This is a genomic window from Variovorax sp. M-6 (assembly GCF_052114385.1).
Lineage (GTDB): Bacteria > Pseudomonadota > Gammaproteobacteria > Burkholderiales > Burkholderiaceae_C > Variovorax.
In genome coordinates this window covers 64802-86003 of record NZ_JBFREQ010000007.1, presented here as the reverse complement: position 1 = coordinate 86003, position 21202 = coordinate 64802, and the positions used below count along the sequence as shown (strand labels likewise).

Genomic DNA, 21202 nt, shown 5'->3' with positions numbered 1-21202 from the left:
AACGGACGGTGGCAACGCCCCGTTACCAACTGGACAGCAACATGCGCCACTGTCTTACAAAGCAAGTGCACATCGCCATAGGACAAGAGTACGATGGATGTGACGTTTTCACATCTGCCGCACTTCCAAAGGGGAAAGAGATGTCAAAGCCAGTCACACGCAGAAGAAAGCCGGCGGCGCGGAGGAGCAAGCGCCCGACGGGTGCCTTGCGGCGGTGCAAGAGCGCGCCCGCGCGAGCTCCGATCGGCCTTCGAAAAATGAGCGCGCAAGCAGCCTGGGCAGCCGCGGGGCACGCCAGGAAGGCCGTGCAGGACCGCATCGTGCGCGCCTTTCGAAATCAGCTTCACGGTTCGGGCCCCGGACCTTCGGACGCGGAGTTGCTGATGTTCGCTAGGCTCGCTGTCGCAGAGCAACGATTGGGGCGCAGGCTCGCCCAAACCAAAGTGGCGTGGCGCTGCAGCAAACCGCAGACGCCCCATGGTCCTGCATCAGTCCTTCGCCAAGGAGCGCACCCATGACCGCCGTTTCAATTGCCTTCGCCGAGCCTTCGGATTCCTCTTCGGGGATCGCGTTCGGGAGCCTCATCGATCTTGCAAGACTGCAAACGGGCACGCCCGAGGGCGAGATCTGCGAGGCCTGCAGCACCATCAACATCGGCTCCGCACGACTTTGCAAAGGCTGTTCGCACAAGCTGCCGGCCTTCTATGCAGCCGGGAGTTCCGGGGAATCCATGCCATCGGCCGCGCAGCCGCGGGTCGGGTCGCAACGGGCGTCGGCATTGGACTTTGCGTTCTTCTGGTTCGTGATCATTTCATTGGTGGTCATCACGAGGTTCATTCCCATCGGGTAGCACGCCTGCGCCGACCGGGCGGCCGGCCGCGCTCCGGACGGTGCCCACGGCCGCGATCTCCTTCGTTCGCGATCGACTGCAAGGGCGCGTTCGATCAGCGGCGCCGCGCGACTATGTCAGCTTGTCGATGCGATGTCTGGCTTCGGCCGCGGCCTCTGTCACCGCGGCGGCCTCAAGCCTGTGGCCAGGCTGAAGTTGTTCAGCGAACACCAACTGTTCGTCGATTTCAAATCGCCATCGCCAAGTCCCGGTTGCCCGGGTCGTGGTGATCGCCACCGCATGGCCTTTGTACTCAAAGCGTTTTTTCAACGTCTGCATCTGAGTCATCCCTGCTTCAGGGAAACAGTATGACGGTGGGCGCAATCCCTTCTCGGCAGCGATGATTCGCGGCGAAAAGCGGCAGCATGCTCCTCGGGAGGCCTCGACGTCTTGCCCCCGTGCGGGTTTCACCCCCCGAGCGCGATGACCGCGGCCACCAGAGCGGTGCCAAGCCCGGCCATCATGAAACCCACCCTCCAGCTGCCGTAGCCCGCGTAGCGTCCGAGAGCGACACCTCCGACGAACAGCATCGCCAGCGCGATGGCGCGAGACAAGGCCTTGGCGAATCCGACGTCCTGGATCAGCATGAAGGGCAACACCACCGGAAAGGTCGACGCGACCACGATCAGGAAGATCCCCAGCGCGGCGAGCAGGTCGCCCCGAAGCAGCTTCGGGCGCGCCGGCACGGACGCCAGCGCGAGGATGCGCCCGCGAATGGCTTCGAGTTCCGCAGACATCACGAACCTCGCTCCGACCCGCGACAAGTCGCCCGCGATGAGCCGGCGACCGCTTTCCGCGTCCGCGGCCGCGCGAACGGAGCGCACCAGCGTGAGCCACCTGCCGCGATCGGTGACCGTGCGCACCAGGTACATGACCGCGTCGACGAGGCCCCAGGCGAGATTGCATCCCAGGGCGGCGACGAACAGCTTCCGGATGTCTTCGCGCCCGGACTCCGCGACCGACACCGCGCCCACGAAGGTGAGCGCCATGAACAGGCCGAACAGCGACTCCGACACTCGGTCCACGGGACTCAGCACCGGCGTGCGCGCCGCACCGGCGTCCTTTTCGCTTTGCTCGCTCACCGTCCGTCTCCACCCGGCGCCTGGACCAGCAGCACCCGGACATTCACGGCCCGCATGACCTGCTCGGCATCGCTGCCCCACAGGATCCGCTCGATGCCTCGACGACCGTGCGTCCCGATCACGATGAGGTCGGCGTGCCAGTCGGCGGCCTCGTCCGCGATCATTTCCGACAGTCCGCCGGTCAGCGAACTGAGGAGCTTGGTCTCGGCCTTGGCGCCGCCGCGTTCCGCGCGCTCGCGGGCCTCTCGCAGCAGCTGTTCGCCCTCTTCCTTCATGCCCGGCAGCAGTTCGGAGTACGAGGCGTGGGAGGCGAAGCCGGTCGTTCGCCGGAACTTGTTGAGGACATGGACGAGGCGCAGTGTCGCGCCGTCTCGCAAGGCCATGCGAACGGCCTCGTCCAGCCCCTGCAACGAGGTTTCGCTTCCGTCCAGTGGAACAAGAATGCGTTGGTACATGGCAGCCCCTTCCGTCGGTTGAAGCAGGTCGCCCGACGTTTCCGCGCGCGACCGATGTTCGAAATGACGCGCCTCAATGCGGGCGTACCGAATCCGCGATGCTCAGCAGATTGTCCGGCTTCACCCGAATGACGCCGGCGCGCGGGCTGTCGATATCCGCAATGAGAAGAAAGGAAATGGACATCACCAGCGGCAGCACGAGCAGCAGGCTGCGCTCCGCCCTCGGATCCCGAACGCCATAGCCGACGAGCACGTGGCAACAGACGGCGATCGCGATCATGAGGACCCACGCCGCCGGAGGAATCCGGTTCCACCACGCGGCCTGGGTGTAGCCCTGGGCGTTGAGGACGTCGTTCATTCCGATGACCACCACGGCCATCGTCGGCGACGGCGCCGCGGCCGCCGGCACGGCGACCGCCGACCACAGCGCGGCCTGCAACTGCGCGGTGCGGGCATTGACCTGCTTGAGTTTCTCTTCGTCGCGGACCGTGTAGAACAGCACGCGCTGGTCGAAGTAGTCGCGCAGCAGCGCGCGAACCTTGGCGGCATCCGCGGCGGGCAGCAGATCGGCCCTCAGGAACTCGGTGCCGATCGCATTGGCCTCCGCTTCCTCGAGGTTCTTGCGCTGGTCGTAGCGGTTGATGGCCATCGAGAAGGTGAACCCGATGATGAGTCCCAGCAGCGTCAGCGCCGCGGCCTGGATGACGCCGAAGTCTTCCCGCATGCTCTCCTGGGGCTTCCACCGTCTCCTGAGGATGCTGACCCCTGTCCATACCGAGAGCAACAGGAGCGCCAAGGACACCACGAAGACGATCAGCGGATAGTCCGTCAGCCTGATCATTGCACCTGCGGCGAGGCCGTCATTTCGCTTCTCGCGTGCGGCCGTGCCGCATTGCCGATGTCAATGCGATTCCGCATAGGCGATGCCATCGGCATCCGCGGAGATCGTCGTTCCCGCCTCGCCGGCGATGATGCGGCCGAGGTCGGCGAGCTCGCCGATGGCGGCGCGCCTGCCGGTCGCCCGCGCGAAGCGGCATGCGGCCTGGACCTTGGGTCCCATCGAGCCGGCCGCGAACGGCAGGGCCGCCAGCGCTTCCGGGGCAGCCCTGCGGATCGCCCGCTGGGTCGGCTGCCCCCAGTCCATGTAGACCGCGTCCGCGTCGGTGAGCATGACATAGAGGTCGGCACCCAGTTCGCGCGCCAGCAATTCGGTCGCGAAGTCCTTGTCGATCACGCACTCGATGCCGGCCAGCTTGCGCTCCGCGCCCGGCCCGTACGCGGCCGGAATGCCGCCGCCACCCGCGGCGATCACGATGGTGTTGTGCTCGAGCAGCCACTTGATCGGACGCAGCTCGAAGATGCGCCTGGGTTCGGGCGACGCCACCACGCGGCGCCACTTGTCGCCGTCCTGCTTGAAGACCCAGCCCTTCGCCAGGGCGATCCGGTCGGCCTCGTCCTTTGCGTAGACCGGGCCGATGAACTTGGTCGGATTCGCAAAGGCCGGGTCCTTCGGATCGACCTCGATCATGGTCAGCAGCGTGGCGAACGGGCGCTCGAAGGGCAGCAGGTTGCCGAGTTCCTGCTCGATCATGTAGCCGATCATTCCTTCGGTCTCCGCGCCCAGCACATCGAGAGGGTAGGTCTCGACCTCCGCGTACGCCGAGCCCTGCAGCGCCAGCAGGCCGACCTGCGGCCCGTTGCCGTGTCCGATCACCAGGTCGTGCTGCCGCGCGACAGGCGCCAGCGATCGTGCGGCGACGCGCACGTTCTCGCGCTGGTTCTCCGCGGTCATCGGCTGACCGCGCCGCAGCAGCGCGTTGCCTCCCAGGGCGGTGACGATCAGCACGGTCAGTCTCCCAGCGTCGCGACCAGGATCGCCTTGATGGTGTGCATCCGGTTCTCGGCCTGCTCGAAGGCGATGTTCCATTCGGATTCGAAGACCTCGTCGGTCACTTCGAGCCCGTCGGAGATGCCGTAGGTCTCGGCGATCTGCTTTCCCAGCGTGGTCTCCGTGTCATGGAAGGCGGGCAGGCAATGCATGAACTTGACGTGCGGATTGCCGCTCGCCTTCATCAGCGCCGCGTTGACCTGGTACTTCATCAGGAGTCCGATGCGCTCCTTCCAGACCTCCTTCGGTTCGCCCATCGACACCCACACATCCGTGTGGATGAAGTCGACGCCGGCCACCGCCTCGGCGGGATCGTCGGTGATGGTCAGCCTGGCGCCGTAGCGCGCCGCCAGGTCGCGCGCGATCGATGTGAACTCCTCCGCGGGCCACAGCGTCTTCGGGCCGCAGATGCGCACATCCATCCCCATCAGGCAGCCGACGATCATCAGCGAATGGCCCATGTTGTTGCGGGTGTCGCCGAGGAAGGCGTACTTGATCTCGGTCGGCGGCTTGTCGCAATGCTCGCGCATCGTCAACACGTCGGCGAGCATCTGCGTCGGGTGGTACTCGTCGGTCAGGCCATTGAAGACCGGCACGCCGGCGTACTTCGCAAGGGTCTCGACACCGCCCTGGCTGGCGCCGCGATACTCGATCGCGTCGTACATGCGCCCGAGCACCCGCGCCGTGTCCTTGAACGACTCCTTGTGGCCGATCTGCGAGCCCGCCGGGTCGAGATAGGTCACGTTCGCGCCCTGGTCGTGGCAGGCGACCTCGAACGAGCAGCGGGTGCGCGTGGAGGTCTTCTCGAAGATCAGGCAGATCTCCTTGTCCTGCAGGTGCTTCTGCTCGGTGCGGGCGTACTTGGCGCGCTTGAGATCGCGCGCCAGGTCGAGCAGGTAGCGGAATTCGCGCTGGGTGTAGTCCTGTACCGTCAGCAGGGAGCGGTTGCGAAGATTGAAGCTCATGTCGTTCTCTCCAGGAAAAGGTCGGGTCAATCGGCCGGGTCGCGCGAGATCGGGCAGGTCATGCAATGCCCGCCGCCTCGCCCGCGTCCCAGTTCGGAGCCGTGCACGGTGATGACCTCGACACCGGCCTTGCGCAGCAGCGTGTTGGTGTGGGGATTGCGGTCATAGGCGACGACGACGCCGGGTTCGAGCGCGACCACGTTGTTGCCGTCGTCCCATTGCTCGCGCTGCGACTGCCAGGCGTTGCCGCCGGTCTCCACCACGCGCAGTTCCTTCAGGCCGAGCGCATCCCGCACCACCTCGAACAGGTGACCCGGGTCCTGGCGGACTTCGATGCCGCCCTTGCCGTCCGGGCGCGCGCTGTAGCAGCGCACCTGATCGACGACCTCCCTGAAGGAGGTCACCAGGTCGCGGTCGCAGAAGCTGAACACCGTGTCCAGGTGCATTGCCGCACGGCTCTTCGGCATCAGGCAGCCGATCACGCGCGTCGCGCCGTTCTGCTTGAACAATTGCTCGGCAAGCTGGTAGACGGCCTGGCGTGTGGTGCGCTCTCCCATGCCGACCAGCACCACGCCCTTCCCGATCGGCATCACGTCGCCGCCCTCGATCGTTGCCGCGCCGAAAGGCTCATCGGAATCGCCCCACCAGATGGTGAAGTCGGCGCCCTTGAATCGCGGGTGGAACTTGTAGATCACGCGCTGCAGCAGGGTCTCGGGCTGGCGCGCCGGCCAGAACATCGGGTTGCAGGTCACGCCCTTGTAGATCCAGCACGACGGGTCGCGCTGGAACAGCGTGTTGGGCACCGGCGGCGTGACGAAGTCCGTTTCGCCGAAGGCCTCGATCATCATCGTGGACACCTCGCTCTTGGGCAGGTCGAGCAGCGCGATGCCGCCGATCAGGTGTTCGGCCAGCTTCGCAGCCGCCATCTCGTCCAGCCAGGGCCGGATCGCGCTGCGCACGCCGAGGCCGACGTCGTTGACGGTGATTCGCCGGTCGAGCACCCAGTCGCGGGCCGCCTTGTCCTGCAGCGTCTCGGCCAGCATCTCGTGCAGGTCGATCACTTCGGTCCCGCGCTCGCGCATCTTGAGAACGAAGTCGTAGTGGTCCTTCTGCGCCTCCTGAACCCACAGCACGTCGTCGAACAGCAGTTCGGCGGCGTTGCCGGGCGTCAAACGCTGATGGGCCAGGCCCGGCCGGCAGACCATCACGGTCCTCAGCTTGCCGACTTCACTGTGAACGCCTAGGGCTTGCATGCGATGTCTCCTGTGGTTGAACCGGAACCCGTCCGGTCATTCCGGCAATGCCAACGCCTGGAAGAACTCGAGCGTGTCGGCATCGGGCCGGCCGAAGAAGCTGGTGTAGAACGCTGCGAACTCCTTCGAGCGGAACAGCCGGCTCAAGCTGCGATCCACCACCAGCCGGAACGGGGCGTCGCCGCGGGCCATGGCCAGCGCCAGCGGCTCCCGCGTGAGAGCGCGATCGAGCACGGTGAGTTCGCTGAAGGAGGCGCCGTTTCTGGCCGCGTCGAGCAGCACCGGCCGGTCGCCGAACAAGGCCGTGGCGCGGCGGTCGACGACCATCTGCAGGCCGGTCGGGTAGTCGGGCGCCGGCACCACGCTGACCTCGATGCGCCGCGCCTTCAGCCCGTCGATCAGCGAACGCTCGATGGTGGTCCCGCCGACCACCGCCAGCGTCGCCCTTTCGGTCATGAGTCCCGGCGAGCCGCGCCAGATCGGCTGGGTGGGGTCCGGCCGGTTGGCCAGCGCATCGCGCAGGCGGCGCGACACATCCTCGCGCACGATCGCGCCGATGCCCGCGTAGAAGATGGGGATCGAGAAGTCGACCTTCGCGCGCCGCGCGAGCGTCGGGGTGGCCGTGCCGCACAGCAGGTCGATCTTTCCCTGTTCCACGGCATCGAACCGGTTCTCGGCCGTGACCGGCACGAAGTCGACCGCCAAAGCGGGCAGCTTGAGTTCTTCCTTCACCGCATCGGCGATCCTGCGGCACAGCGCGACGGAAAACCCGTTCGGCTTGCCCGATTCGTCGGCATAGGAGAACGGGCGCGCGTCGGCGCGGTAGCCGAAAGTCAACTTGCCGCTCTCGCGGGCCTTGTCGAGCGTGCCGGCGGCCAGTGCCGGCATGGCGACGGCCACGCACAGCAGCGGGCCGATCAGCACCCTGCGAAGGCGCGCAGCGAAGGGATGATCGTCGAGCGCATCGAGGTAGGTCATGGGTTTCCTTTCGCGTCCGGATTCAGGCCGGGCGGTCGGTGGAGGCGCGCATCTCGCGGAAGCGCGGCGCGATGAAGCCACAGACGATGTAGCCGATGGCCATCACCAGCATGCCGCCCATCACCGCGTCCTTGCCGGCGGCATAGAGCGCATAGACCGAGTACAGCATCGCAACGACGGCGACGATGCCGTTGCGCCGGTACACGGCCGGCTCCACCTTGGCATTGCGCATCATCACGAACAGCGCCGACAGCGAGATGATGTAGGGCACCACGTTGGTGACGACGGCCAGGTTCACCAGCGCCGCGAACTGCTTGCTCAGGTCGGGCGAGATGGTCGACAGCGCCATCACCGACTGCACCACGCCCATGATCACCATGCCCGCGATCGGCGCGCCCATCGAATTGGCCTTGCCGAAAATGGCCGGGAACATCCGCGTGTCGGCCGCGTCCTTGGCCGTTTGCGAGAGCGTGAACTGCCAGCCGAGCAGCGAGCCCACGCAAGCCATGGCGGCGAGGGCCATGACGATCGAGCCGATCGCCGGCGTGAACATCTTCGCGTAGGCCAGGCCGAAGGGGCCGGTCGACGCCGCCAGTTCGGCATTGGGCACGATGCCCTGGATCACGGTCGTCGACAGGATGTAGACCAGCGCAGCGCCGGCCGTGCCGAACATGCAGGCCAGCGGCACGTCGCGCTTGGGGTTCTCCACGGCCGATGCGTTCTGAGAGGCCGACTCCATGCCCAGAAAGGCCCACAGCGTGAGCGAGATGCTCGAACCCATGCCTTCGAAGAGGCTCAGGCCCTTGGGATTCCAGGCCGCGGTGAAGGTCTGGCCGCTGAACCAGATCCAGCCTGCGACCGAGATGAAGCCGACCGGCAGGATCACCCCCCACACCGTGATCGAGCCGATCTTCCCGGTCAGGCTCGGCCCGCCGAAGTTGGCCACCGTGGTCAGCCAGAGCAGCGCGATCACGCTCACGCAGCTGATGGCCGGCGTGGACGACAGCACCGGGAAGAATGCCGCCAGGTAGCCCAGCGCCGAACTCGCGACCGCCACGTTGGCAATGGCGAGCGAGATGAAGTACAGGAAGAAGACCTGGAAGTAGCCGTCCTTGCCATAGGCCTCCTCGGCATAGGCGGCCAGACCGCCGGTGCGCTGGTTGAAGATCCCCGCCTGCGCGAACCCGTAGGCGATGGCCAGCGAGCCGATCGCCGTCACGATCCACGACAGCAGCGAGATCGCGCCGACCTGCGCCATGTTGGCGGGCAGCATGATGATGCCGGAGCCCATCATGTTCACCGTGACGATGAACGTCAGCTGCGTCACGCTCATCTTCTTCTTCGGGTCTGCCATGGCGTTGTCTCCTGGGTTGAGAGATGGCGCAGTCACTCGCGCACCACGTAGGTGTGGAACCGGATGCGGCCCTCGACCTTCTCCTGGAACACGCCCTGGACTTCGTAGTTGAAGCCCGGAAAGCGGTTGAACGATTCCTCGAAGGCCAGGAAGTAGTCGAGCATCGGCTGCGCGCGCTCGTCCCAGCGCTCGCCCGGCACCACGACGCCGATGCCGGGCGGATAGATCAGCGCCAGCGTGGCCGAGATGCGGCCCCTGACCTGGTCGAGCGGGAGGTAGTCCACGTTGTTGTCCACCAGCGCCTCGTAGGCGTCCTTGGGCGACATCGCGAGTTCGGGGAAGCACTCGCCGCGGAAGCAGCGACCTTGCAGGTCCTTGACCCGGCGCGTGCGATAGAAGTCGTGCATCTCGTTGCAGGCCTGCCGCAGGCTGTAGCCGGCGTAGCGCTGGCTGTGCGCGGCATACAGCGTGGGCAGCACCTCCGAAAGCGGTGCGTCCTCGTCCCACAGGTTCTTGAACTTGACCAGCTTGGCGATCAGCGTGTTGAGCTTGCTTTCGTCCTCCGCCGGCGTCATCAGGAACAGGATGCTGTTCAGGTCGCACTTCTCGGGCACGATGCGCTGTTCGCGCAGGAAGTTGGCCACCACGGTGGCCGGCACGCCGAAGTCGAGGTAGTCCCCGGTGGCGCGGTCGATGCCGGGTGTCAGCAAGGTCAGCTTGTTCGGATCGACCATCACGTAGCCCGGCGCATAGCCCTGGTAGCCATGCCAACGGCCTTCGGGGTGGAAGTTCCAGCACTGCTGCTCGTGCTTGATCAGCTCGGTGGGCAGGTCTTCCCAGGCGACGTCGTTGGCATCGGCGGCGAAGCGCGAGCGGCTCACCGTGACGCGGTCGGGTACGAAGGGATCGAAGAACCACTGCTCCTGCGCGCCGCGGCCGACCTTCTCGTAGTGACGGCCGAACTCGCGCAACTTCTTGCGCACCTCGATGCCGAGGTCGATGCAGCGGTCCCACAGCATCTCGCCGGCCTTGCCCGCGTGCAGCCGGGCGTTGACATCGAGCGACGCAAACAGCGGGTAGAACGGCGAGGTCGAGGCATGCATCAGGAACGACTCGTTGAATCGCTTGTGCTCGATGTACCGGCGCTGGCCGTGGATGTGCTCGTCGCGCTTGTGGATCTGCGAGGCCTGCGAGAACCCCGCGCCCTGCTTGTGCACCGACTGGGTCGAGAACAGCCCCGGCATCTGCGGCCCGAGGTCGGTCACTCGCATCGGGCTGTGGTCCTCGAACAGCGGATGGAAGGCGTTGTAGCCGATCCAGGCCTCGTCCCACAGCACGTAGTCGCACAGGTGGCCGATCTTCTCGAGCACCTTGCGCACGTTGTAGATGGTGCCGTCGTAGGTGGCGAGCTGAATGCAGGCCAGGCGGAAGGGCCGCTCGGCCTTGTGCAGCTCCGGGTCCTTGACCAGCGGGTTCTGGCGGATCCGCTCACGCAGGTAGGCCTCGTCCCAGGCCTCCCAGTCCACCGCGCCGATCATGCCGAAGGCATTGCGCGCCGTCGGGAGGAAGACCGGAATGGCGCCTGCACCGACCAGTGCGCCCTGGTGCAGCGACTTGTGGTTGTTGCGATCGAACAGCACCAGGTCGCCGCGCTTGAGGACCGCGTTGGTCACCACCTTGTTCGAGGTGCTGGTGCCGTTGAGGACGAAGTAGGTGCGGTCGGCGCCGAACACCTTGGCCGCCTCCTTCTGCGCCTGCAGCGCGGCGCCCTCGTGGATCAGCAGGTCGCCCAGGTCGACGTCGGCGTTGCACAGGTCGTTGCGGAAGATGCTCTCGCCGAAGTACTTGAAGAAGATCTGCCCGGTCGGCGACTTCTGGAAGAACTGCCCGCCCTGGTGCCCGGGGCAGTCGAAGGCAATGTTGGCCGCCGAGTCGTAGGCCATCAGCCCACCAAAGAACGGAGGCAGCAGCGACATGCCGTAGTCGACCAGGCTGGCGATCACCTGCTTGGCGTAGAAGGCCGGCGTCTGCTGGCCGAGGTAGATGTAGCCGTCGACCTCCCCCGTCATGCCGAACACGGCGACATCGGCGATGCGGTGCGAGTCCGCCAGCGCCCACAGCGGCGTGCGAAAGCCCAGCGCGCGCACCGCCTGCGCCGCCGAACGCGCCGCGTCGCGATGCTCGCCGTCGACCAGGGCGATGTAGGCGCCGACCGAGGCGTCCTCGGAGAGATCGCGCTCGAAGCTGTCGCAGACCTCGACTTCGTAGTTCTCGGCCCGGATGTGGTCGATCAGCTGCTGCGTCTGCGGGCTGTGGCGATCGACGACCGCCACCACTTTCAGCAGCCGGTGGAACGGAATCGGGATCGTGGGTGCCTTGACGGAACGCGGGATCATGGCGGGCCCCTTCCTATTCCTTGACGCAATCGACGAGCCAGCGCTTGTGGCCGGCCTTGTCGATCTCGTAGCGCGGCCCGTGGATGTCGGCCTCGAAGCCGGGGAAGCGGTCGTCGGTGTCGCGCGCGAACTTCAGGTACTCGATGATCGAGTCGGTCACGAAGCGCTCGCCGGGCATGATCAGCGGGATGCCCGGCGGATAGGGCACCACCATCACCGCGGCGATGCGGCCCTTGAGCGCCTCGATCGGCACCGGCTCCACGCCGCCGTGGACCAGCCGGTCGTAGGCATCGGACGGCTTCATCGCCGGCTCCGGCAGCTCGGTGTACATCGCGTTCATGGCGATCGCGGTGTCGTTGTCGCGGTAGCAGGTGTGCAGGGCCTCGCACAGGTCTCGCAGGCCCCAGCCGGCGTACGCATGGCCACCTGCCGCGGCGACGCTCGGCAGCGTCTTCGCCAGCGCCGCATTGCGGTCGTAGTCGCTCTTGAAGTCGGCCAGCGCGTCAACCATCGTGCTCCACTTGCCGCGCGTGATGCCCAGCGAGAACAGGATCAGGAAGCTGTAGAGCCCGGTCTTCTCGACCACCAGGCCGCGCTCCCACAGGTACTTGCTGACCACCGCGGCCGGAATGCCGGTCTTGCCGAGCTTGGCGCCCTTGCCCAGGCCGGGCGTGAGCAGCGTGACCTTGATCGGGTCCAGCATCACGTAGTCGCGGGCCAGGTTGCCGAAGCCGTGCCAGGAGGCCTTGGGCTCGAGCACCCAGTCGTCCGTCTGCGGCGACTTGTCCAGATCGAGGCCTTCGGGCTGCCAGACCTTGAACCACCAGTCCGGGTGCTTGAAGTTCTCGCCGATCGCCGCCAGCGCATGACGGAAGTGCATCGCCTCGTCATGCGTTTCCTGCACGATGGAGCGTCCGCTCGCGCCTTCCATCATCGCGGAGCTGACGTCGAGCGAGGCGATGATCCCGTAGTGCGGCGAGGTCGAGCCGTGCATCATGAAGGCATCGTTGAAGCGCGTCGTGTCGATCTTCCGCTTGTCCGATTCCTGGATATGGATCATCGAAGCCTGCGAGAACGCAGCCAGCAGCTTGTGCGTCGACTGGGTGGCGAACACCAGCGTGTGGTCGGCCCGCGGATGGCCGCGCGGCACGCCCATCGCGTGCCGGCCGGCATAGAACTCGTGGAAGGCCGCGTAGGCGTACCAGGCCTCGTCGAAATGCAGCGCGTCGACCTGGTCGGAGACCTCGGCCTTGATCTTCTCGGCGTTGTAGCAAAGGCCGTCGTAGGTCGAGTTGGTGACCACGGCGATGCGCACGTTGCCCTTGGCGCCGCGCGCGATCGGGCTGGCGGCGATCTTCTTGCGGATCGATTCGGGCGAGAACTGGTCCAGGCCGATCGGGCCGATGATCCCGTAGTCGTTGCGCGCCGGCGTGAAGTAGATCGGCGTCGCGCCGGTCATGATCAGCGAGTGCAGCAGCGACTTGTGGCAGTTGCGGTCGACGATCACCAGGTCGTCGCGCCCCGCCATGGAATGCCAGACGATCTTGTTGGCGGTCGACGTGCCGTTGGTCACGAAGTAGGTGTGGTCGGCGCCGAAGACCTGCGCCGCGTAGGCCTCGGCCTCCTTGACCGGCCCGGTGTGGTCGAGCAGCGAACCGAGTTCGGGCACCGAGATCGACAGGTCGGAGCGCACCGTGTTCTCGCCGAAGAATTCGTGCAGCGCGTAGCCCACCGGCGTCTTCAGGAATCCGACCCCACCGGCGTGTCCGGGCGTGTGCCACGAGTACGCCGAGCGCTCCGCATGGCGTGTCAGCGCCTTGAAGAACGGCGGCAGCAGGTTCTCGAGATAGTCCTCGGCGGCACGCATGATCTGGCGAGCCAGGAAGGACACCGTGTCCTCGTACAGGTAGAGGATGCTGTGGAGGTTGCGCAGCGCCTGCACCACCTTCGGCGATTTGCCCTCGAAGGTGGCCGTCTCGCCCAGCGCGATGATCGGCAGGGCCGATGCGCGCTGGTGCACCGCTTCCATGAGCTCGATGAGCCGCTTGCCCGCGGCCGGATCTCCCTTCGTCGCATCGACACGGAAGACGATCGCCGACAGCCCGCGATGCGCGCCGGCGACGATGCCGGCATCGGACTCGTTGTTGACCGCGATTGTCTTCCAGCCACCCTGTTCGAGCTCATGCTGAATCTGCCGCAGGCGCACACCTGCAACGCTCTGCGCGCCGACATCGCGATGTGCAATCAGGATCGGAAAGGTCGATTTGAACTGCATGGGCTTGTCCGTTGAGTGGGTGGGAAAGGGGTCAGAAGGTGACCTTCGTCGAGAACTGCAGGCGGTAGTCGTCCGCCGCCAGTCCGGCCTTGTTCTCGAGCCGGCCCCACACGAACTCGGTGCCGATCAGGAGGTTCTTCTCGAGCGCGTAGAGCAGGTTGACCGACGAGTAGCTGCCCTTGCGGAAGGCCGTGGCGAGCTGTCCGCCGGTGTTGTTCTGGCGGTGTTCGCTGTAGCCGACGGAGCTGCTCCACTTGTCGTTCCAGTAGTGGTTGTAGAAGACCAGCCATCCCACCGACGGCACGGTCTCGGCGCGCAGATCGGTTCCCGGCGCCAGGTCGACGCCGCCGTCGTTCATGTAGCTGGCGATCGCCCTGCCGCCGACCAGTTGCCAGCTCAGCCGATCCTTGCCGAAGGCGTTGAGGGCACCGCTGAGGTTCAGGCCGTATCCGGTCTTCGTGCCCGAGGGGTTGCCGTCCGGTGCGGCCGGGTTCTGGAAGCCGACCTGGCGCACGATGGCGGCGGAGCGCACGTGGCCCCAGTCGCGTTCGAGCTTGAGCGAGGCGACCGCGTCCGGCGCGCGGTTCCAGCCCGTGATGCTGGCGCCGAGCGCCGGGTCGATCCGGTTGATCCTGCCGGTATCGAGTGCCGAGTTGGGCGCTTCGAGCGAGAACGCCGCGCGCAGGCCGTCCTTGTCGTAGGGCGAGATGCGCAATTGAGGATTGCGCACGAAGACCATCCCGTTCGGTCCCCAGTAGTCGATGGTGTTCGGGAACACGTCGATGTCCATGAAGTTCGAGTAGGTCTGGCCGGCGCCGTACATGCCCAGCTCGGCCCAGGCGTTGAGCCAGTGGACCTGGGTGCTGCCGTTGGTGCCGAAGAGGTCGAAGCTCAGGTCGGTCTTGATCTGTCCGTACGACGTGGGGATGAACGACTTGAAGCCGAGGCTCGACTGGCGGATGCTGAGGACGGTTGCGCCGTCCTTTCCGCAGCCGGGCGAGCCCGGGCAGATGACCGGAATCTGCGACGGCCGCATCGTGGCGTTCCAGTCGGGATTCATGCGCTTGAAGTCATAGATGGCGTCGAACATCGCCTGGCCGTAGAACTCGACGCGCGCCTTGTCCGCGTCCGGCGCGCCGTCCATGCCGCGCGTGCCCACCGAGACCACCGGCGCCCATGCGGCGGGCGCGGAGGGCGCGGAAGGTGCGGAAGGTGCGCCCGCCACGGCCGGCGCACTGGCAGCGGGGGCCGGCTCCTTCTTCTGTTCCAGGGCCGTCACTCGACCCTGCAGATCCTGGATCGTCCTCATCGCCTGTTCCAGCAGGCCCTTGAGTTCCTCGTTGGACTGGGCGTGCGCCGGGCCGCACAGTGCGAATGCGAGAGTAGCGACGGCCGTGGGTCGATTCATGTCGTCTCCTTGCTCTCAGTGGGAGGCACTTCGAGACAAGTTTCCGCTTCGTGGCCGACGTTCCGATTGACATCAATCAATCGCCGCGCATTTTTTTTCCTCGCCGGCACTTGATATTTCTCAATTGGAGGTGTCGCGACTTCTCTAGCATTTGCTGCATCGCCGCGGCGCAGGTCGACCTCGCCTCGCACAGGAGCCAGCCATGCATTCCGCGCCAAGACAAGCCGAAGGGACGCCGAAGCGCCGAACCCCGGGACTGGTGTCCGCCTGGATCGGCGGGATCGGGCTCGCAGCGCCCTTCGAGGCGAGCGCTTCGTTCCTCCCGCACGACATGATGACTTCCGCGGCGACGGGCCTGGCGTGGTTCATCATCGTCGTGGTCCCCATTGCCGGGATCGTGCTGTTCTGGCTGGTGCACGTCATGCCGGAGAAGATCGCCCACAAGCGGCATCATCCCCAGCGGGACGCCATCAAGACACTGTGTCTTCTGTCGCTGGTCTTCGGCGGCATGCTGTGGCCAATCGCCTGGCTCTGGGCCTTCGTGAAGCCGATCGGCTACCAGTCGGCGTACGGCACCGAGAAGCACGAGGACTACTTCCATGAACAGGGCCGCAGGGCCCTCAATGGCGAACTGCTCGCGTACGAAATTGCGCACCTGCGCGAGGAACTCGACGCGATGGATGCCAAGGGAACGCTGACGTCCGACCTCAAGCTGCTGCGCGGCAGCCTCGCCGCCGCGACGCCAAGGCTCGAAGGCGACACCGTCGCCGCAAGAAATGCGAGTGCCTGATGGAAGCACTGCTGCTCGGCATCTACGCCTTCTTCGTCTGGCTCTTCTTCATCAAGCTGAAGTGGCTGCCCTGGAACACCACGACGCAAGTCACGGTGGTGATCATTCCGATCGTCGCCCTGACCGCGCTGGTCCTGACGCTCAACGTCGTCGCCCCATCCTCTGCCGATGTGCGGGTCATCAAGTATGTGGTGCAGGTGGTGCCGCAGGTGCGGGGGCGCGTGCTCGAGGTGCCGGTCGAGCCCAATCGCCTGGTCCGCAAGGGTGAGCTGCTGTTCCGGATCGACCCGACCCAGTACCAGAACGAACTGGATGCGGCCAAGGGGAGGCTGGCCGCGGACGAAGCCAAGTTCGCGCAGGCGGGTGCGGGCCTGGTCGACGCTTCGGCCGGCGCCCGGCAACTGCAGGAGCAACTCAAGGCCAGCACCGGACAGGTCAGGGCGCTGCAGCCGAAACTCGAGCTTGCACGAATGAGGGTCCGGCAAAACCGGGAACTGGTGGCGACCGGGGCCGGCGACCGCTTCGCGCTGGAGCAGGCAGAGTCGACGCTGGCCGAGTTGCAGGGCCAGTTCGCGACGGCCGCGGCCAACGAGGCACAGGTGTCGCAAAAGCTCTCCGGGCAGGTCAACGGCGAGCAAGCCTCCGTCGCGGCGGCGCGCGCCCAGCTCGCAACCGCCAAGGCGCAGGTCGACATCAGCCGCGCGGACCTCGGGAATGCACAGTGGAACCTCGACCAGACCGCCGTCTTCGCGCCGGCCGACGGCTATGCCATCAACGTCCAGTTGCGGCCGGGCTCCTACGTGGTGGCGGTACCGCTGGTGCCGGCGATGAGTTTCGTCGAGGAGACCTACCAGGTCATCGCGCTCTACGCCCAGAACGAACTGCGGCTGGTCGAGCCCGGCAACCTGGCGGAGTTCACGCTCGGGACCTACCCCGGCCGCGTGATTGCGGCCAAGGTCGACTCCATCGTCTGGGCCCAGGGCCAGGGGCAGGTGCCGCAGTCGGGCACGCTGCCGCAGACCGGCGCCTACCCCCAGGTGCCCGGGCGCTTCCCGGTCAAGCTGCTCGTCGATGAAAAAGACAGCGCGCTGTTCCTTGCCGCCGGCGCGGACGGCCAGGGCGCGATCTACACGGAGCACGGCGCCGCGATCCACATCGTGCGCATGGTGATTCTTCGTGTCGGCGCGATCGCCAACTACCTTGTCCTGAAATTGCACTGATGCGCACTCCGTCGCTTCATCGAGGGATCCTCTTTACGGCCTTGGCAGCCGCGGTGGCCGGCTGTGCACTCAAGGCCCCGCCGACGACAGCCGATCTCCAGAAGGAGGTGCTGCCCCAGGCGCCGGCACCCGCTGCATTCAGGGCGGGCGGGGGCGTCGCGGCGCCGGTGGCCGATGGCTGGCTCGCGGCTTTCGAGGAACCTGCGCTGACGGCGCTCGTCAACGAAGCCCTGGCCTACAACGCGGACCTGAGGGTGGCCGCGGCTCGGGTCGAGCAAGCCGCCGGCTACGTGAAGGTGGCGTCGGCCGCCTTGCTTCCTTCGGTGGGGGTGCTCGGCCTGGGAGGCGGCAAGTCGGGCGGTGGCGGGGGTCTGGACGGGATCTTCCTGAACGCCTCGCTGGAACTCGACGTCTGGGGCCGCCTGCGCTACGGACGGGCGGCGAGCCGCGAACAGTCCGCGGCCGCCGAGGCCGACTACGCGTACGCGCGGCAATCGTTGGCGGCGATGGTGGCCAAGGCCTGGTTCCTGGCGGTCGAGGCCGAGATGCAGCGCGTGATCGCGCAGGATGCCCTGAGCTCGTCGGAGACCCTGCTTCGGATGGCCGACGATCGATTGCGGGTCGGCAACGGCAACGCGCAGGCAGTTGCGCAGGGACGCGCGAACGTGGGCACCTATCGCGACACGCTGAAGCAGGTCGAGCTCGCGCGCGAGCAGGCGGGCCGTTCGCTCGAACTCCTGCTCGGCCGCTATCCGGCGGCCGAGATCGCGGTCGCGGACCGCCTGTCGCCGACGCCCGCACCACTGCCCGTGGGCATGCCGTCGGAGCTGCTGGAGCGACGGCCCGACGTGGTGGCGGCGGAGCGCCGCGTCGCCGCCGCCTTCGACCGTGTCGGCGAGGCCAAGGCGGCACAGCTTCCCAGGATCAGCCTGACGGCGGGCGGCAGCAACGTGTCCAGCGATCTGATCGTCCTGAAGGACGTCAGCAGCCCGGTCTGGAGCCTCGGCGCCAACCTGATCGCGCCGCTCTACCAGGGCGGCGCGTTGCGCGCGCAGGTCGAGATCCGATCGGCCGAGCAGAAGCAGGCAGTTGCCGAGTACGCGCGCGCCGGGCAGAAGGCCTTCGGCGAAGTCGAGAACGCCCTGGGCGCGGAGTCGGTCTTGCGCGAACGCGACGCCATCCTCGCGGCGACCGTTCGCGACAGTGCAGAGGCGCTCGAACTGGCCCGGGTCCAGTACCGCGTCGGCACCGTCGACTTGCGTGCGGTCGAGCAGAGTCAGCTCGCGCTCTATGCGGTGCGGACCTCGCGACTGCGTGTTCAGGCCGAGCAGTTGGCACAACGCGCCAACCTCGTTCTGGCCTTGGGCGGCGGATTCGACCTGCCGGCCATGGCAGTGGCAGCTCCGCCATGCTGTACCGAATGATGAGTCGGAGCGAGCGTTCAACGACTCCTATGGAGGTGAATGATGACCAAGAGACTGAGTTTGAGTTGGCACCTGACGATCGTCCCGGTGCTCCTCGCGGCGGTGCTGGCAGGCGGCAATGTCCGCGCGCAGGAGGTGCCCCTGATCACGGGTGAGCACTGGACCCGATCGAACGAGCAACTGAAGAAGGTCTACCTGATCGGCGTCGCCAACGTGATCCAGATAGAGAGCGCCTACAACGCCGGCAATGCGCCGCCTGACAGCCAGACCATCATCCCGAGGGCAGTCAAGGGGCTCAAGGGACAGACGCTCGACACCGTGCGCGACGGACTCGACCGCTGGTATGCCGCGCATCCGGACCGGCTGCAACGCCCGGTCATCGAAACCATCTGGTTCGAGATGGTCGTGCCCGGTCTCAAGAACTAGGCCTCAAGGAGAAAGCCATGAAGCACATCGGACTCATCGTGTCGATCGGAGCCGCCGTGATCGCGATCGGCTGCACGAACATGACACCACAGCAACAGGGAACGGCAAGCGGCGCGGCCATCGGTGCCGCGGCGGGCGCCGGCATCGCGGCCATCTCCGGCGGCAGTGGCTGGACCGGTGCGGCCATCGGTGCCGTGGCCGGCGGTGTCGCCGGCAACATCAAGGGCAGCAAGCAGCAGCAATGAAGCTGCCCGACAGTTTGCAACAACGTCGTCCCTGACGGCACCCACCGAGGAGATCGCGATGAACACGACCCGCAGAAACTTTTCGTTCGCTGTCGGCACACTGACCCTGGCCGCAGTGCTCGGCAGCCTGCCGGCCCGGGCAGCCGATGACGCCGACGCCAAGGCGCTCGTCCAGAAGGCGCAGGCCACGGTCAACGCCTTCTCGAAGAGCAAGGACTTCACCGAGTTCGGCGCTGCCCTCGGCAAGGCCAGGGGCGTGCTGATCTTCCCGCAGATTCTCAAGGCGGGCTTCGTGCTCGGCGGCTCGGGAGGCTCCGGGGTCCTGATGGTGCGCGATGAAAAAACCGGAAGCTGGAGCGGCCCGGCCTTCTACACGATGGGCTCGGCCAGCTTCGGGTTCCAGGCCGGCGCGTCGTCGGCAGAAATGGTGATGCTGGTGCACAGCCAGAAGGCGCTCGACTCGCTGTATACGAGCAAGGTCAAGCTCGGCGGCGATGCGTCGGTGGCGGTCTGGAAGTCGGGCATGGGCGCCAGCGCCGCACTCAACACCGACTTCGTCGCCTTCTCGATGGTCAAGGGCGCATTCGCGGGTCTGGCGGTGGATGGCTCGGTGATCGACGTGCGCGATTCGCTCAATGCCGCCTACTACGGAAAGCCGGTCACGCCGCTGGAGATCCTGGCAAAGCACGAGGTCAGCAGCCCGGCATCCGCGGGCCTGCGGGCGGCGTTGAAGAAGGCCGCGAAGTAGTGCCGCCGGCTCGCCCTCGGGCGACATGTTGAACGTCAGCGGCGGCGTTCACATCTTGGCGTAGCAAAGTCAGTCCGCAAGGAGATTCGAAATGGCACGGCTGTTGTTGGGAAATATCGAAGCGGGCACGACCGATGACGAGGTCAAGGCCTTCCTGGTGAAGTACGGCTTTCCGGAGTTCGACGAGATCCAGCATGTCGAGGGCGACGGCTCGCGGCCTGCGGTGCTGCTCACCTTCCGTGGTGTCCATCCCGACGGGCTTCACAAGCTGAAGGAAAGGATCCACGACATGTTCTGGAGAAAGGGACGGATCAGCGCGCAGATCCTGAGCGACGACTTCGCCTGATCCTCCAGGAGGAGCCCGCCATGGGAATCATCGGCCGCCTTTTTGGCGACAAACGCAAGCACGCGCCGCGGGACGAGGAAGTCGAACGGATGGTGGCGCGCGTCGTCGGCCTGAGCCCACGCCTGCGACTGGCGCAGGGCCACGAAGCGCGCTTGACATCGGCAATCGCGAAGGCGGCGGCTCACCTGCGCGAACTCGTGGCGGCATTCCCCTCGCCACGCGCCTTGAGCCCGGCGAGTTGGGCTGCCGACTCCTACGTCCGGGCGTTCTTCGGGGCTGCGGACGATGTCGGGCCCGCGCTCGGCCGTTCGACGGAGCTCTACACCTTCTTCGAACAGCAGCCGGGCCTGAACGAGGCCTTTGCCGTGCTCGGCATGGCAATGAACGAACGCCGCACGCTGGGCGTTGCACAGGAAGGCGATGTCACGCGCTCGGATGTTGCGCAAACGACTTTGAGCTTCAGCGATCACCAGATCAGGATCTGCGCACCTTCGGACGCCGAACTCAGGCAGGAGATCGGGCGCCGGATGGTCGACCAGCTGGCGATCGAAGGGCTCGCGCGGATGGCCGCGGACACCTCCCGCCGGGACGATCTGGAGCAGGAGCGCGCGCTGGTCGCGGCCCGCTTGCGGCTGCTCGAGCGGCAAGGCGTGGGAATGCAATCGGTGCTTGGCGGCGGCGGCGAGGTCGACACCGGCGAACTGGCACGCCTTCGCGTCCAGCTGGAAGAGAACGACAAGGAACTCCAGAACCTGGGCTCGCGTTCCGAGGCGCTGGACCGCCAGCTCGATCGGGTGTGCGAGGTGTTCGCGGACGCGGGCGCGCTGATCCACGTCAGCGCCAGGAGCCTGCGCCTGAGCCGGATGAATGTCGTGCTCCCGGAGCAGGGTGCGGACGATGGCCACACGCTCGATCTGGAGATCGCCAGGGTCCCGGGCGACCCGCCGCGCGAGCGCGCGTTCGCGCTGGTGCGGGTGGCCCGGGTCGATGTGCCGAAGCCGAGGAACCTGCTGGACGAAGCCGCGCGGCTTCTGTGAGACGAGGCCGCCAGCGCAGGCGC

Annotated in this window: 21 protein-coding genes; 9 read left to right on the top strand and 12 right to left on the bottom strand. The window is 66.5% G+C overall.

What is annotated here, in order from left to right; genetic code table 11:
* Positions 1 to 448 precede the first annotated feature (448 nt).
* Complete coding sequence (locus AB4Z46_RS10320) at positions 449 to 850, top strand: hypothetical protein (RefSeq protein ID WP_442283395.1); 402 nt, start codon at positions 449 to 451, stop codon at positions 848 to 850.
* Positions 851 to 961: 111 nt separating this feature from the next.
* Here AB4Z46_RS10320 and AB4Z46_RS10315 read toward each other — a convergent pair whose 3' ends face one another.
* The 12 genes from AB4Z46_RS10315 to AB4Z46_RS10260 form a co-directional block, all read right to left on the bottom strand.
* On the bottom strand, positions 962 to 1168 hold the full coding sequence (locus tag AB4Z46_RS10315) for a hypothetical protein (RefSeq protein ID WP_442283394.1): 207 nt from the start codon (positions 1166 to 1168) through the stop codon (positions 962 to 964).
* A 128-nt stretch (positions 1169 to 1296) separates the two neighbouring features.
* Positions 1297 to 1971 carry a hypothetical protein gene (locus AB4Z46_RS10310; protein WP_442283393.1) on the bottom strand — a complete coding sequence of 225 codons (675 nt, stop codon included), beginning with the start codon at positions 1969 to 1971 and terminating at the stop codon, positions 1297 to 1299.
* Positions 1968 to 2426: a universal stress protein gene (locus AB4Z46_RS10305; RefSeq protein ID WP_442283392.1), complete on the bottom strand. Its 459-nt coding sequence runs from the start codon at positions 2424 to 2426 to the stop codon at positions 1968 to 1970. Before AB4Z46_RS10305 ends, AB4Z46_RS10310 begins: the two co-directional genes overlap by 4 nt.
* A 73-nt stretch (positions 2427 to 2499) precedes the next feature.
* Positions 2500 to 3267: a bestrophin-like domain gene (locus AB4Z46_RS10300; RefSeq protein ID WP_442283391.1), complete on the bottom strand. Its 768-nt coding sequence runs from the start codon at positions 3265 to 3267 to the stop codon at positions 2500 to 2502.
* 60 nt (positions 3268 to 3327) lie between these two features.
* Positions 3328 to 4272: a carbamate kinase gene (gene arcC / locus AB4Z46_RS10295; RefSeq protein ID WP_442283390.1), complete on the bottom strand. Its 945-nt coding sequence runs from the start codon at positions 4270 to 4272 to the stop codon at positions 3328 to 3330.
* Between the two features lie 2 nt (positions 4273 to 4274).
* The gene (locus tag AB4Z46_RS10290; protein ID WP_442283389.1) at positions 4275 to 5279 is read right to left on the bottom strand and encodes an ornithine carbamoyltransferase; all 1005 of its coding nucleotides are present in this window, start codon (positions 5277 to 5279) and stop codon (positions 4275 to 4277) included.
* A 26-nt stretch (positions 5280 to 5305) separates the two neighbouring features.
* Positions 5306 to 6532, bottom strand: coding sequence for an arginine deiminase (arcA, locus tag AB4Z46_RS10285; protein WP_442283388.1), 1227 nt, complete (start codon positions 6530 to 6532; stop codon positions 5306 to 5308).
* A 36-nt stretch (positions 6533 to 6568) separates the two neighbouring features.
* Positions 6569 to 7510, bottom strand: coding sequence for an amino acid ABC transporter substrate-binding protein (locus AB4Z46_RS10280; protein ID WP_442283387.1), 942 nt, complete (start codon positions 7508 to 7510; stop codon positions 6569 to 6571).
* A 22-nt stretch (positions 7511 to 7532) separates the two neighbouring features.
* Positions 7533 to 8864, bottom strand: coding sequence for a putrescine-ornithine antiporter (gene potE, locus AB4Z46_RS10275; RefSeq protein ID WP_442283386.1), 1332 nt, complete (start codon positions 8862 to 8864; stop codon positions 7533 to 7535).
* A gap of 32 nt (positions 8865 to 8896) precedes the next feature.
* A complete protein-coding gene (speC, locus tag AB4Z46_RS10270) occupies positions 8897 to 11260 on the bottom strand; it encodes an ornithine decarboxylase (RefSeq protein ID WP_442283385.1) in 2364 nt (787 codons plus the stop codon).
* A 13-nt stretch (positions 11261 to 11273) separates the two neighbouring features.
* Positions 11274 to 13535: an Orn/Lys/Arg decarboxylase N-terminal domain-containing protein gene (locus tag AB4Z46_RS10265; RefSeq protein ID WP_442283384.1), complete on the bottom strand. Its 2262-nt coding sequence runs from the start codon at positions 13533 to 13535 to the stop codon at positions 11274 to 11276.
* Between the two features lie 31 nt (positions 13536 to 13566).
* Positions 13567 to 14943: a DcaP family trimeric outer membrane transporter gene (locus AB4Z46_RS10260; protein ID WP_442283383.1), complete on the bottom strand. Its 1377-nt coding sequence runs from the start codon at positions 14941 to 14943 to the stop codon at positions 13567 to 13569.
* 202 nt (positions 14944 to 15145) lie between these two features.
* On the opposite strand from AB4Z46_RS10260, the gene AB4Z46_RS10255 reads away from it, so the two are divergent.
* The 8 genes from AB4Z46_RS10255 (at position 15146) to AB4Z46_RS10220 (ending at position 21179) form a co-directional block, all read left to right on the top strand.
* Complete coding sequence (locus tag AB4Z46_RS10255; RefSeq protein ID WP_442283382.1) at positions 15146 to 15733, top strand: DUF3302 domain-containing protein; 588 nt, start codon at positions 15146 to 15148, stop codon at positions 15731 to 15733.
* Positions 15733 to 16953, top strand: a complete 1221-nt coding sequence (locus AB4Z46_RS10250) for an HlyD family secretion protein (RefSeq protein ID WP_442283381.1) — start codon at positions 15733 to 15735, stop codon at positions 16951 to 16953. The genes AB4Z46_RS10255 and AB4Z46_RS10250 overlap by 1 nt, the downstream gene beginning before the upstream one ends.
* Positions 16953 to 18377: a TolC family protein gene (locus AB4Z46_RS10245; RefSeq protein WP_442283380.1), complete on the top strand. Its 1425-nt coding sequence runs from the start codon at positions 16953 to 16955 to the stop codon at positions 18375 to 18377. The genes AB4Z46_RS10250 and AB4Z46_RS10245 overlap by 1 nt, the downstream gene beginning before the upstream one ends.
* Positions 18378 to 18419: 42 nt before the next feature.
* Positions 18420 to 18803, top strand: coding sequence for a hypothetical protein (locus tag AB4Z46_RS10240; protein WP_442283379.1), 384 nt, complete (start codon positions 18420 to 18422; stop codon positions 18801 to 18803).
* Positions 18804 to 18820: 17 nt separating this feature from the next.
* Complete coding sequence (locus AB4Z46_RS10235; RefSeq protein WP_442283378.1) at positions 18821 to 19048, top strand: YMGG-like glycine zipper-containing protein; 228 nt, start codon at positions 18821 to 18823, stop codon at positions 19046 to 19048.
* A 58-nt stretch (positions 19049 to 19106) separates the two neighbouring features.
* Entirely contained in the window at positions 19107 to 19796 is a 690-nt protein-coding gene (locus AB4Z46_RS10230; protein WP_442283377.1) for a lipid-binding SYLF domain-containing protein, read from the top strand.
* Positions 19797 to 19887: 91 nt separating this feature from the next.
* Positions 19888 to 20142 (top strand): RNA-binding protein, encoded by a 255-nt coding sequence (locus tag AB4Z46_RS10225; protein ID WP_442283376.1) that lies wholly within the window; start codon positions 19888 to 19890, stop codon positions 20140 to 20142.
* Positions 20143 to 20162: 20 nt separating this feature from the next.
* Positions 20163 to 21179 (top strand): hypothetical protein, encoded by a 1017-nt coding sequence (locus AB4Z46_RS10220; RefSeq protein WP_442283375.1) that lies wholly within the window; start codon positions 20163 to 20165, stop codon positions 21177 to 21179.
* The last annotated feature ends 23 nt before the right edge of the window (positions 21180 to 21202 follow it).